Here is a 12,981-nt window from a genome sequence, read left to right as displayed (position 1 = left end):
CTATTCTCCCTCTTCACCTTCATCCTGCTCCCCGGCAGTGGGTTTTAAAACAGGTTTTCCAACCTTTACTCTCGCGGGACGGAGAAGATCCTCGCCTAAACGGTATCCTTTTTGATATACTTCCAGAACGGTATCCTGATCCAGACCTTCTTCTTCTTCCGCAATCATGGCTTCTTGAATATTGGGGTCAAAGGGATCACCTTTCTTTATATCCAGTTCACTAAGGCCCTCCTGTTTCAGAATACCAACCAGCTGCTCAGATGTTTTCATCAGCCCATCGGCTATCTCTTCTACGGAGTGCCCCCCCTCTTTTACCAGTTGCTCTGCCCTGTGGTAATTATCCAGCACAGCAAGAAGCTCTTTTATCAGCTCTTTCTTGCCCTGGGTACACAGTTTTCGAAAATCTCTTGCCTGACGCTTCCTGTAGTTGTCAAATTCCGCCTGCAGCCTCAGGAGCTTATCCTGAAGCTGCAGTTTTATTGGATCAGGTTTAGAATCCGTTGGAAGTTCCGGATTTTCAACTTCTTCATCAGCCTTAGAATTCCCGGCTTCCTCAAGGTTTTTCTCCATCTCGTCCTCAACTACCGAAATGGGAATTTTTCCTCTTGCGGAAGTACCTTCCTTTTTTTTACTACGGCTCCTTCTTGGATCTGCCATCAGTCATCAACAACTTCGTAATCAGCGTCAACAGTGTTGTCTTCATCTCCACCGGCATCAGCTGTTCCGGTTGTTTCTCCGGCCTGTCCGGCTGGTCCCGCATCCTGCTCCTGAGCCTGCTGCTGCTTGTAGAAGGCTTCCCCGAACTGCTTCCAGGTTTCCTGAAGACTCTCTGACTTCTGCTTTATCAGATCGTCATCTTCCCCCTCAAGTGCCTTCTTCATTTCCGAAACTGCAGCATCAAGCCTGGATCTGTCATCTGAAGATATTTTGTCTCCGTATTCCTTCATCTGTTTCTCGATTTCGAAAACCATGGCATCGGCCTGATTGCGCCTTTCTATTATATCCTTCTTTTTAGCATCCTCATCTGCATGAGCTTCAGCGTCATGAATCATACTTTCTATTTCATCTTTGGATAGTCCGCTGGAGGCTTCTATCTTGATCTTCTGTTCCTTCCCGGTAGCCTTATCCTTTGCTGAAACGTGAAGAATTCCGTTAGCATCGATATCGAACGTTACTTCTATCTGAGGCATTCCCCTGGGGGCAGGTGGAATACCGTCAAGAACGAATCTTCCAACAGTCCTGTTGTCTGCCGCCATTTTTCTTTCGCCCTGAAGCACGATGATCTCCACCTGGGGCTGGCTGTCAGCTGCGGTACTGAATATCTGGCTTTTCTTTGTAGGTATAGTTGTGTTTTTGTCTATAATGGGTGTCGCCACTCCGCCGAGGGTTTCGATACCAAGTGTAAGCGGAGTAACATCCAGAAGAAGGACATCTTTGACATCACCTGAGAGTACACCTGCCTGGATGGCTGCTCCAACGGCAACCACTTCATCCGGGTTGACTCCTTTGTGAGGTTCCTTGCCGAATATCTCGGTAACCTTCCTCTGAACAAGCGGCATCCGGGTCTGTCCACCGACCAGAAGAACATCGTCTATAGCTGACGCCTCGATACCGGCATCCTTCAATGCCGTTCTACAGGGAGCCACTGTTCTTTCTACAAGGTCATCAACCAGCTGTTCGAGTTTTGATCTTGTAAGTGTCATGTCGAGATGCTTCGCCCCGGCTGAATCCGCCGTGACGAAAGGAAGGTTGATATTGGTGCTCTGTGTTGTTGAAAGCTCGCATTTGGCTGTTTCAGCAGCTTCCTTGAGCCTCTGAATGGCCATTTTGTCATTGGACAGATCGATGCCCTGCTGCTTCTTGAATTCGGCAACCATCCAGTTAATGATGGCATGGTCGAAATCGTCCCCACCCAGGTGAGTATCTCCATTGGTTGATTTAACCTCAAAAACCCCGTCACCAATTTCCAGTATTGATATATCAAAGGTTCCTCCACCGAGGTCGTATACGGCGATAGTCCTGTTTGAGGATTCCTTGTCAAGTCCGTAGGCAAGAGCTGCCGCTGTGGGTTCGTTTACAATTCTTTCCACTTCAAGACCGGCTATTTTCCCGGCATCCTTGGTGGCCTGCCTCTGACTGTCGTTGAAATACGCGGGAACGGTCACAACCGCTTTCTCTACTTTCTCTCCCAGGTAATCCTCGGCTGTCTGCCTCATTTTCTGAAGTATCATCGCGGATATTTCCGGGGGTGAGTACTTCTTGCCCATGATTTCCACCCAGGCATCGCCGTTCTTCCCCTCAATAACCTTGTAGGGAACCCTTTCAATTTCACTTTTCATCTCGTTGTACTTGCATCCCATGAATCTCTTTATCGAGAATATCGTATTCTCGGGATTCGCCACTGCCTGCCTGTAGGCTACAACACCTACAAGCCTCTCACCCTTGTCATTGAAGGCTACTACCGAAGGTGTAGTTCTCGCGCCTTCAGCGTTGGGTATTACGGTAGGCTCACCGCCCTCCATAACGGCCACGCATGAATTCGTGGTTCCAAGGTCTATTCCTATTATTTTTCCCATGTTTTCATCTCCTCTTCTTCTCTTCCTGCGAAAGTAATGGAAGAATACGTTTAAACTTCACCCTTATTACGGGTCTTCAAATCACTGGTTACTTCTAGAACCCGACCGATACCTTCCTTATTCTTCGGCCAGCCGGGAATTCAATTCGGATATATTTCGAGCAATCATCATGCCAGAAATACCCGTACCCATAGTATATTGTCCCGCAATATTTTACAAACTCATCGAATCAGCTCCCCTTCCTCCGTTTATAAATGCCGTGCTATTGTGGCACATTCTATGTTTCAGTTGAAGTTGTATAGTATATGGTTGCGGGAGTGCTGCGCTAATAAAACTCTGTTGAGAAAGAGAGTTATGGACAAAATTATCGTGCGGGGAGCCAGAGAGCATAATCTCAAGAATATCACTGTGGAGTTTCCCAGAAACAGGCTTGTGGTCCTGACAGGCGTATCCGGTTCCGGCAAAAGCTCCTTTGCGTTTGATACCCTCTACGCCGAGGGGCAGCGAAGGTATGTAGAATCACTTTCAGCCTATGCAAGACAATTTCTTGGCCAGCTGGAAAAACCCCTTTACGAAAGCATCGAGGGGCTTTCTCCCGCTATTTCCATTGAACAGAAAACGGTAAGCCATAATCCCAGGTCCACCGTTGGAACCGTAACGGAGATATCCGATTACATGAGGGTTCTTTATGCCAGGGTCGGTACTCCCCACTGCCCGGAGTGCGGTAGAAAGGTTTCAAGCCAGTCACCGCAGCAGATGGTGGACAGGATTCTTGAATTCCCTGAAGGCACAAGATTGCTGATAACTGCTCCACTTCTTCGAAACAGAAAGGGTGCCCATACAGACCTCTTCCCGACACTGAGAAAAAAGGGTTACGTCCGGGTTCTTATTGACGGAAAAACCAGAAGTCTCGAAGAGAACATAACGCTGAACAGCAAAAAGAAGCACGATATTCATCTCGTGGTTGACCGGATAGTATGCGAAAAGGGTATCGCCAGCAGGCTTATGGACTCCGTGGAAACAGCGCTGGGTGAAGGGGATGGAATACTTTCCGTAGTCAATGCGGACACCGGTGAAGAAACCCTGATGAGCGAAAGCAGCGCCTGCGCATACTGCGGTATAAGCATGCCTGATCTCACCCCTCAGCTGTTCAGTTTCAATAACCCCCTCGGAATGTGTCTTGAGTGCTCGGGACTTGGATACGAACTCAAGGTTGACCCGCTGCTGGTGCTGCCAAGGAAAGCTCTGTCAATAAAGGACGGAGCTATTGCCCCCTGGGGTATACCTTCCAGCCACGTGAAAAACCTGGTGCGGGCATTGTCCAGAGAACTTGATTTCAGTCTTGGTGCTCCGTGGCAGAGTTTGTCCCCGGAAGTACAGGATGAAATACTGTACGGTTCAGCCAACCGGAAAATAAGCATATCATGGTCATCGAAGAACAGTGCCGGAACGTGGGAAACCATCTGGGAGGGAGTTATTCCCAGGCTTGAGAGGCGCTACCGCAGCACGAGCAGCCAGGCCGCAAGGAAACATTACGAGAAATTCTTCAATAAGACCAACTGTTCAGTCTGCGAAGGCACCCGCCTGAGAAGGGAAGCCAGGGCAGTAACCGTAGGTGACAGAGGAATACACGAGCTCAATTCCATGACCGTTCATGAACTTCATGATTTTTTTACGCACCTCGAACTTGATCCGTGGAAAAAGAAGGTGGCGGAAGAACTCCTGAGAGAGATTCGCAGCAGGCTGGACTTTCTTGTGAATGTAGGGCTTCATTACCTTACTCTGGACAGATCATCACCAACCCTTTCCGGTGGTGAAGCCCAGAGAATAAGGCTCGCAAGCCAGATAGGAAGCGGCCTTACAGGAGTGCTTTACGTACTGGATGAACCCACAATTGGTCTCCATCAGAGAGATAACAGAAGGCTCCTCACCACACTGAAGGAGCTAAGGGATCTTGGCAATACAGTCCTGGTTGTAGAACATGATCATGATACGATTCTTTCTGCTGATCATGTGGTGGATTTCGGCCCTGGAGCAGGTATACACGGAGGCAATGTCGTGGCTGCCGGAACTCCTGAGGAGATAATGTCATCGGAAGAATCTCTTACGGGTGACTACCTTTCAGGAAGGAAATTTATTCATAGAACAGTGCCTGCCTATGGAAAATCCAGCGGTTTCCTTATTCTGAAGAAGGCAACTCTTCATAATCTTAAGGATGTTAACCTTAAAATCCCCCTGGGAAAGTTTATCTGTATCACGGGAGTATCAGGATCGGGTAAAAGTTCTCTCATCAGCCAGACTCTTTATCCGGCTCTTTCCGCAGCAACTGGAAACATGCTGAAACTACGCCCCGGGCCCTACGGCTCCCTCCGGGGAGTCGAAAAAGTGGACAAGGTTATAAATATCTCCCAGGACCCTATTGGAAGAACACCAAGATCCAATCCCGCTACTTATACAAAGGTATTCGACCATATAAGGAAGCTCTTCGCTCAGACGGCTCAGGCAAAGGTCCGGGGGTACAAACCAAGTAGATTCAGCTTCAATGTGAAAGGCGGAAGATGCGAGGAATGCAGGGGAGCAGGTTTAATAAAAATAGAAATGCATTTCCTGTCGGATGTCTTCATCGAATGCAGGACATGTAAAGGTCACCGATTCAACCGCGAAACGCTCAAAATCACTTACCATGGACTGAACATCGCTGAAGTTCTTGAACTAACTGTCAGTGAAGCACTTATCCATTTTGAAAGAATCCCGGCCATATACCGCATTCTTAAAGTGCTGGACGACGTGGGGCTGGGCTACATCAAGCTTGGCCAGCAGGCGACAACCTTGTCCGGAGGTGAAGCGCAGAGGATAAAGCTCGCAAGGGAACTTTCACGTCCGGGGTCAACTCACACGGTATACCTTCTGGATGAACCCACAACAGGTCTCCACTTCCATGATGTGAAGAAACTGCTTATGGTGCTGGGAAGGCTTGTCAGGGCTGGAAATACTGTAATTGTCATCGAACACAACCTTGATGTCATAAAGAACGCCAACTGGATAATAGACCTTGGACCCGACGGAGGTGATGCGGGGGGAGAAATAATAGCAACCGGTACACCTGACCAGCTGGTTAACAGTGAAGTTTCCCATACGGGCAAATTTCTCAGGGCCGCAATTCAGGCGAATGCCCCGTAACTGCTGATCCTCCCCGAATAAGAAGGCTGGCAAGAGAGGCGAGAGCCCTGAAAATGTTTTTCAGGCTGCCGGGTATCCCCTCCACGTTGTCCCATGCTGAAACGAGCCTTCCTCCGTATTGCAGTCGCACTGAAAGGACTTCGTATCTGCCAAGTATTCCCGAATGTGATTTTATCCTGTTGGTTGAATTCATACGAATTTCATCAGGAATCCTTCTGAGGATTTTACTGCCGATTCTGAAGCTGTTTCCTTTGTCATCCTCCATAAAGATAAATTCACTCCGCAGAACGTCTCGCAGTTTTTCCGCAAGCATTTCCAGTGAGGGGCTTTCAGTTGTGAGCAGTTCCATGATGGTAATACTAATGGAATGGTCCCAGCCGGGATCGCCGGTGTTGAAGATCTTCAGCGTCTTGGAATCGAACTCTTTTAAATCTTCCGCAGCTGACCACAGAATTGCCTTGTTGCCCCCCTGAACCTTACCCTGGTTCAGGGCTGCATACGCCCGGTTAACGGTAAGCTCCGGGTTTTCCTTACAGGATGATGAAATGGACGCCCCGATGCTGACTGTCACGGGAACCCTGTCGGGCCTTATTTCGGTGCCAGCGATAACGGAACAGATCCGTTCAGCAACTTTAATGGTATTCTCGCCCCCCGTTTCGGGAAGAAGAACTCCGAACAGATCTTCCCTGAATCTGCCTATTATATCGCCGGGGCGCATCAATCCCTTTATGGTGGAAACAACTGTTTTCAGTGTTTTATCTCCTACCCTGTACCCGAAAAGCCTGTTGATTTCCCTCAATCCGTCCACATCCACGAGAAGCACCGAAAGGGGAGTAGCTATAGAATTATCATTATCATTCAGTGTAACCAACTGCTTCATCCATGAATAGCCGATGTCCGAACCGGTTAGTGTATCTATATATGCCATGGATTCTCGATCTCGGAGAAGAAGGGCCGTTCCTATCTGCCTGCACAGGCTTTCGGCGAAGAATTCTACCGTTCCGCTGATATTGTGAAAGGGCGAGCCCATTTCTATGAGCAGGTAGTTTCCACGATGGGAATGCAGAGAGTGCAGTTTTCTTTCCGTCCGGACAGGGATAACGGATTTTTCGGTAGGAATGATCAGGTACCTTCTGCTGCCGAAGGGGTTTTCTCCGAAATTGTCAATTGAGACTATCTCCTCCGGGAGCTTCAGAATTTTTTCCTCAACCTCAATACCGGGAAGTTTCAAACTGCCAGTACCATAAACCTCAATTATGCTCACATTGCAGCCTTTGACCTTAAGGGCGAGAATCCTGTCCGCTTTCACAAGAATACCAAGGGTTTCCAGGCTGGTGCTTATCTCCGAGCGGGAGGAGATTTTGCCTGATATTTTACCGATTTCCCTGAATGCATCCATGGGTTCGTCTTCAATTTTCTGCGCAAGTGAATCCCTGATATCCCTCAGTGTTCCTCCCGGACATCCCGCCGAAATTCTCAGATTTTCAAGACGCTGACGTGCGCCCGTTCTTTCCATGAATTCGTTTCTGGTATCCCCGGGAAACTGCTGTGCAATATGCTCGTCCAGCTCGACCAGCAGAAGGGATATCTCGACACGTTCCCTGAAATCCCTGTCAGGATTCAGCTTTATCCTGCAGCGGAGTACCAGCCATACAAGAAGAAGCCTGTCCAGCTGTCTGGCCAGTACCTGCGCTGACTGGAAGAAATCGTCTGCATGTCTGTCCTTTGTGGTAAGGATCCCGCTGATACAGAGTTCCCATGACATAAAGGGGTTCTCATGAAAACTACTGTAGGATGAATCAAGGGCAGCTGCAATAACCGAAGAAGCTTTATCGAAATGCCTGGCGAAAGCTTCCATGGCAAGAATCAACGCGAAAATCGTAGAATCGCTCCCGGGGGAAGCAAGAAGATAATCAGAAATTATCCCAGCCTCTCCCGCGGGGGAGGATCCTTCCAGAAGAGATCTCAGAAAACCATCGGTACCCGGCAAAAGAAGATCTCCTCCGACGATTGCCTTCTCATCCCTGCCAAGGAAACTCAGATAAACTTCACACCATGCCGTCAGGGGTTCATCCTCGAGCATATCTGATGAATCAATAATCTCGGCAACCTTTTCTGCAGCATCGAAGGCCTTCGAGAACTGCAAAGTTCTGACGTACATATCTACCATTTGATCAAGAGCGTACAGTCTATTAGAAATATTCCCTCTGGTTGAAGCTCTCCGCGAAACGCTCTGCATTATTGAGATGAGTTTTCTTACCGTGTAGCCTGGGCGTTCTTTCATTTCGAAAACAATTGTGTTCAGTATCTCCATGACAGCAAGCTGGTCATTCACGCTTTCAGCAAGCAACAGCGCTCGCTGGAGCACACTAATGGCAGCCTTTTTTCTACCGGAAGCAATCAGAACCTTTGCCCTGCACCATTCAAGAATCTGTTGTGTCTTAAGCGTAACAATCGGGATATGGGTCATGGCAGAAAGAATAGTTTTCTCAGCTGCGGCGTTCATCCTGAGTTCGGCAAAAGCAGCCGCAGCCGTGGCCAGTATCCTTACCATAATATCATTATCGCTTATCCCGGGCAGCCAGTCTATCACTATATCAATTACTGCTGCGGTCTCTTTCATTCCATCAAAATCTCTGGGAATTTCAGCCAATCCGCTCAATATCGCTGGTATCCAGTCTCCAGTATTCATCTCCATGCTCAGCTCCAGAGCTTCCTTCAAACGTTCCTCAGCCCGTGGCAGCCTGTTCTCCAGCAATTCAATTTCTCCCATCCGAGTCAGAGCCATTGCCTTCTCTAGATCCGTACTGAATAATGGGAAATAGTGTTCTACGAATTCAGCAGCAGTATTAAAGTCAAAATCTCTCAGTTTACGGGGTTCGAAGGCTGTAAGGACTTCCCCCGCTTCCTGTGCCGTCAGGCTACTTTCCCCGGGAAGCATTATCTCCCTGATGAAGTATGAAAGAAGCCTGAACTCACCATTTTCCTGAGCCTGCCGCATAGCTTCAAGCAGGAGGAATGCTCTGTCTCTGGGAGAAGATTTTCCTTTTTCAAGAACCGTCATTATCTCCGGGAGTGTTACCACGGGGGAAAAGAGAACATATTCAGACAGCTTTTCAAGCCATTTCTCGGAATCGGGTCTTTCTACATCGGATCCAGTTCTGACGGGAACAGTCCATCCATCAACATGGTGCTCCCTCTTCATGCATACGATCCCGGCTTTTTCAAGCTCTGCAAGCGTCTTCCGTACCTCGGTAATCTCAGTGTCTATAATGCTGGCTATAGCCCTGATGCTGAGGATTCCACTTATTTCATGCAGTAAGGATTTAATCATCCTTCCGGAGGATTCCGATGACTGTGTGTTCAATAACCCTCCAAACGTCTTGAGAATGTCAGGGGAACATATCTAACCACCGCGAATTTTTTTAGCTCATCAATTCCGGTTAGTTAACAATATTCAATATCCTGAGGAAACGTATCCCCCCCGAACACTTGTTTGAGCGTCCTGTCAAGGTTATCTTTCTGGCTCTCTGTAATATGATAATAAATGTTTTGGGAAATACGAAAGGACTATCAAGTGGCGTTATCTAAACGTTACAATGCAAAGGAATCGGAACCGCACTGGCAGAAATTCTGGGATGAGCGGGGTATCTTCAGATACAATAGTGATTCCGGCAAACCGATATACTCCATCGACACTCCCCCGCCCACCGTATCCGGCAAGATTCATATGGGGCATGTATTCAGCTATGTCCAGGCTGAGGTTATGGCCAGATACCACAGAATGAAGGGGATGGAGGTTTTTTATCCTTTCTGTTTCGATGATAACGGGCTTCCAAGCGAACGCTTCACCGAAGAGCAGAGAAATGTAAAAGCTCAGGACATGCCCAGAAGTCAGTTCGTCGAACTTTGCCTTGAAGTGACAAAAGAAGCTGAGGGAATGTTCCGTGATCTCTGGACTAGATTCGGTTTTTCATGCGATTGGGATCTTTTATATACAACAATAGACCCCTGGGTTCAGAGAATCAGCCAGAGGTCCTTCCTTGACCTCAACGAAAAGGGATTCGTTTACAGGAAGGAAGCACCCACTCTCTGGTGCCCCGGATGCCAGACAGCCGTGGCTCAGGCAGAAACCGAAGATAAAGAATTCGCGGCCGTTTTCCATGATCTCGAATTCAGACTTGCGGATGGAAGCGGCAGCATACCCATCGCGACAACAAGGCCGGAACTTCTTCCAGCATGCGTAGCCGTTTTTGTAAATCCGGCCGATCAAAGATTTTTCAACCTTATCGGAAAAAAGGCAGTTGTTCCAATATTCAACCAAGAAGTAGAAATAATGGGTGACCCGAAAGTCGATATGGAGAAGGGCACCGGGATTGTCATGTGCTGTACTTTCGGCGATACAACCGATATTGAGTGGTGGCAGGAGTACGACCTTGACCTGAGAATAGTGCTTGACAAAAGGGGTCATATGAACGCCCGGGCTGGTTTCCTCGAGGGAATGTACTGGAAGAAGGCACGTAAGATCCTTGTTGAAAAACTAATTGAAGAGGGCTTCAGGAAAGACGGCAAGGATATTGAGCATACCGTTAACGTTCACGAGCGGTGCGGTACTCCTCTTGAATACCTTGTCAACAGGCAGTGGTTCGTAAGAATCCTTGACCGAAAAGATGATCTCATCAGGTGCGGCAACAGGATTAACTGGTATCCACAGCATTTTAAAGTACGCTTCGACCACTGGGTGGAAAATCTGAAGTGGGACTGGTGCATCAGTAGACAGCGTTACTATGGGGTTCCATTCCCGGTATGGTACTGCGAGGAGTGCGGAGAACCGTCGTTCGCGAGGAAGAAGGACCTCCCGGTAGACCCTCTCGAGGACAGACCCGGAGAACCCTGTCCGAACTGCGCATGCACTTCATTCAAACCCGAATCTGATGTAATGGACACATGGGCAACAAGTTCCCTCACGCCCCAGATAAACGCCAAATGGGGAGAGAACGACGAGAGGAAAGGCTTCATGCCCATGAGTCTCAGGCCGCAGGCACATGACATTATTCGCACATGGGCTTTTTACACCATTACAAAGGCTTACCTGCATTCCGACAGTATTCCCTGGGAGAACGTCATGATGAGCGGGCATGCTCTCAATCCAAGCGGAGAGAAGATGTCAAAAAGCAAGGGCAACGTAGCGGGAGATCCTCTTATGGCACTTAAGCAGTATTCCGCCGATGAACTGCGCTACTGGTCATGCAGCTCTAAACTTGGCAGTGATGTCCTTTTCAGTCAGGAAGTGCTTGGTGATGGAAGACGCCTTGTAACGAAACTCTGGAATGCGATTAAATTTGCCGCGTCCAGGCTGGAAGATTACGATCCGGAACTTGAACCCGACCTGAAACCCTACGACAGGTGGATACTTTCCCGCTTCACAATCGCTGTCGGTATGGCTACTTCCGGGATGGAGAAGTACGAATATTCCGTGGCGATGGATAAAGCTGAATACTTTTTCTGGAAGACCCTGTGTGATAATTACCTTGAGATTGTTAAAAAGCGTCTTTACTCCGATGACGATACCTCGGGAAAACAATCGGCACAGTATGCCCTTCACCGTGTGCTTTACGGTACTCTAAGGCTTTTCGCCCCTGTATTGGTGCATGTAACGGAAGAACTTTACCAGGCAATCTTTAAAAAGTACGAGGGGTACGATAGTCTTCATCTGGCACCATGGCCTGATCCCGACTATATGGACGAAGAAGCTCTTAAACATGGTGACATGAGCCTTCAGATTATCGAGCGGGCAAGAAAATTCAAGAGCGAGCAGAAACTCAGCATGGCCGCTCCCGTCAAAGCTCTTGAGATAAAAGCAACGGTAAAAGACCTCAACGGACTCAAAAGTCTTCAGGATGATCTGATGAATGTCACGAGGGCGGAGAGTATTCTCTGGTCAGAAGGCGACAATCTTGTAGTAGAAGTAGTTCCCGAAGATGAGTGACGCCTTTCTGAAGCAATGGAGAATTCTGGAAATTCCAGGTCAATCAGATTTATTATCCGCTAGCCGAAACCGTTCAGATGACTTATAAATAGGATAATGAAAAAATAGCATACTAAGAGTAAAGAGGGTTGATTATGGAATTCCCAATTTTGCATGACCCCGGCAGCATCGAATTGCTACTCAATACAGTATACAAATCCAATCCACCAAAAGTGGTTGATCATGACTACCTTATCGGCCTTGGTTTCAAGCGGGAGGTAGATGAAGGACTCCTGAAACTTCTTCTTTTCCTGGGTTTCATCGATGATAACGGACAACCCTCCGTTCTATGGGATAAATCCCGTGATCCCGAGCAGGCTCCCATTATCCTTGGAAAAGCAGTGAAAGCGGCATATGGATCCCTTTTCGCTGAATACTCCAATGCCGAGGACCAGGAGGGCGCTGCGTTGATGGAGTTCTTCAGGAACAACACCAGTAGCTCAGATCCAGACGCGGCTTACATGATACTTACGTTCAAGGTTCTCTGCGATCTGTCAGAACTCCCCGCTGGGGACTTCATTCAAAAACCACCAAAACCGGTTAAAAAGGCTCCAGTATTTACTGAACCAGACAGTAGCCCTGTTATAAGGATATCCATAAACATCGACCTTGATGACAAATCAGACCCCGATCTGAGAAATCTTGCCATGAAGCTGCTTAAGAAACAGCTCGAACTTTAATTTCTTTCCGGTGTTATGAAATAGACACTTATTGAATCACTTTGAGAGGAGAATTTTCACAAATGAAAAAAGTAAAATGGTTCATACCATTTATCATCCTGACGGCTGTCGTGTTTTTGATCTCCTGCGGAGACGATGAAAGCCCGGCTGGCCCGGGCGAAAATCCTACCGCTTCCACCCTTTCGGCCACTTCGGACACCACAAATTCCGTTGCCGCATCCTGGACCATGTGCCCGGATAACAACTTCTCCGAATACAAACTTTACAGATCAACTTCCTCCGGGATCTCCGGCAACCCTCCTGCCAGTCCGGTCAGAACTACAACGAATATTTCCGACACAACCTACACCGACGCAGGTCTTGAGTGGGACCAAACCTACTACTACGCTGTACAGACAAAGAATACCGACAATAACACCGCCTGGAGCAACGAAGTACAGGTTGTTACCCCCGATTCCAGCAGCGGCGGAGATGTTTACACATGCTACCAGATCCAGGGTCAGCAGGCGGATTCACC

The 12,981-nt window shown here is 48.2% G+C and carries 7 protein-coding genes; 4 read left to right on the top strand and 3 right to left on the bottom strand.

Annotated features, from left to right (window positions below):
* Positions 1–657 (bottom strand): nucleotide exchange factor GrpE, encoded by a 657-nt coding sequence (locus K8S15_11925; GenBank protein ID MCD4776743.1) that lies wholly within the window; start codon positions 655–657, stop codon positions 1–3.
* Entirely contained in the window at positions 657–2,576 is a 1,920-nt protein-coding gene (dnaK, locus tag K8S15_11920; GenBank protein MCD4776742.1) for a molecular chaperone DnaK, read from the bottom strand. The genes K8S15_11925 and dnaK overlap by 1 nt, the downstream gene beginning before the upstream one ends.
* Before the next feature lie 354 nt (positions 2,577–2,930).
* On the opposite strand from dnaK, the gene uvrA reads away from it, so the two are divergent.
* On the top strand, positions 2,931–5,756 hold the full coding sequence (uvrA, locus tag K8S15_11915) for an excinuclease ABC subunit UvrA (protein MCD4776741.1): 2,826 nt from the start codon (positions 2,931–2,933) through the stop codon (positions 5,754–5,756).
* Here the strand turns inward: uvrA and K8S15_11910 are convergent.
* Entirely contained in the window at positions 5,725–9,123 is a 3,399-nt protein-coding gene (locus K8S15_11910) for a diguanylate cyclase (protein ID MCD4776740.1), read from the bottom strand. The genes uvrA and K8S15_11910 overlap by 32 nt on opposite strands.
* A 210-nt stretch (positions 9,124–9,333) precedes the next feature.
* Between K8S15_11910 and K8S15_11905 the strand changes: the two genes are divergently transcribed.
* The 3 genes from K8S15_11905 to K8S15_11895 form a co-directional block, all read left to right on the top strand.
* Positions 9,334–11,745 (top strand): valine--tRNA ligase, encoded by a 2,412-nt coding sequence (locus tag K8S15_11905; GenBank protein ID MCD4776739.1) that lies wholly within the window; start codon positions 9,334–9,336, stop codon positions 11,743–11,745.
* Positions 11,746–11,879: 134 nt separating this feature from the next.
* Complete coding sequence (locus tag K8S15_11900) at positions 11,880–12,464, top strand: DUF5343 domain-containing protein (protein MCD4776738.1); 585 nt, start codon at positions 11,880–11,882, stop codon at positions 12,462–12,464.
* Between the two features lie 62 nt (positions 12,465–12,526).
* Positions 12,527–12,981 (top strand): fibronectin type III domain-containing protein (locus K8S15_11895; GenBank protein MCD4776737.1); only part of this gene is annotated, 455 nt, incomplete at its 3' end.

This window comes from Candidatus Aegiribacteria sp. (assembly GCA_021108005.1).
GTDB lineage: Bacteria > Fermentibacterota > Fermentibacteria > Fermentibacterales > JCC-6 > Aegiribacteria.
The sequence above is the reverse complement of the archived record's forward strand: the minus strand, read 5'-3'. Positions and strand labels throughout refer to the sequence as shown.

Excerpts from the sequence above, each read along its gene's own strand:
- K8S15_11925 (MCD4776743.1), bottom strand. The coding sequence starts at position 657 with ATGGCAGATCCAAGAAGGAGCCGTAGTAAAAAAAAGGAAGGTACTTCC.
- dnaK (MCD4776742.1), bottom strand. The coding sequence starts at position 2,576 with ATGGGAAAAATAATAGGAATAGACCTTGGAACCACGAATTCATGCGTG.
- uvrA (MCD4776741.1), top strand. The coding sequence starts at position 2,931 with ATGGACAAAATTATCGTGCGGGGAGCCAGAGAGCATAATCTCAAGAAT.
- K8S15_11900 (MCD4776738.1), top strand. The coding sequence starts at position 11,880 with ATGGAATTCCCAATTTTGCATGACCCCGGCAGCATCGAATTGCTACTC.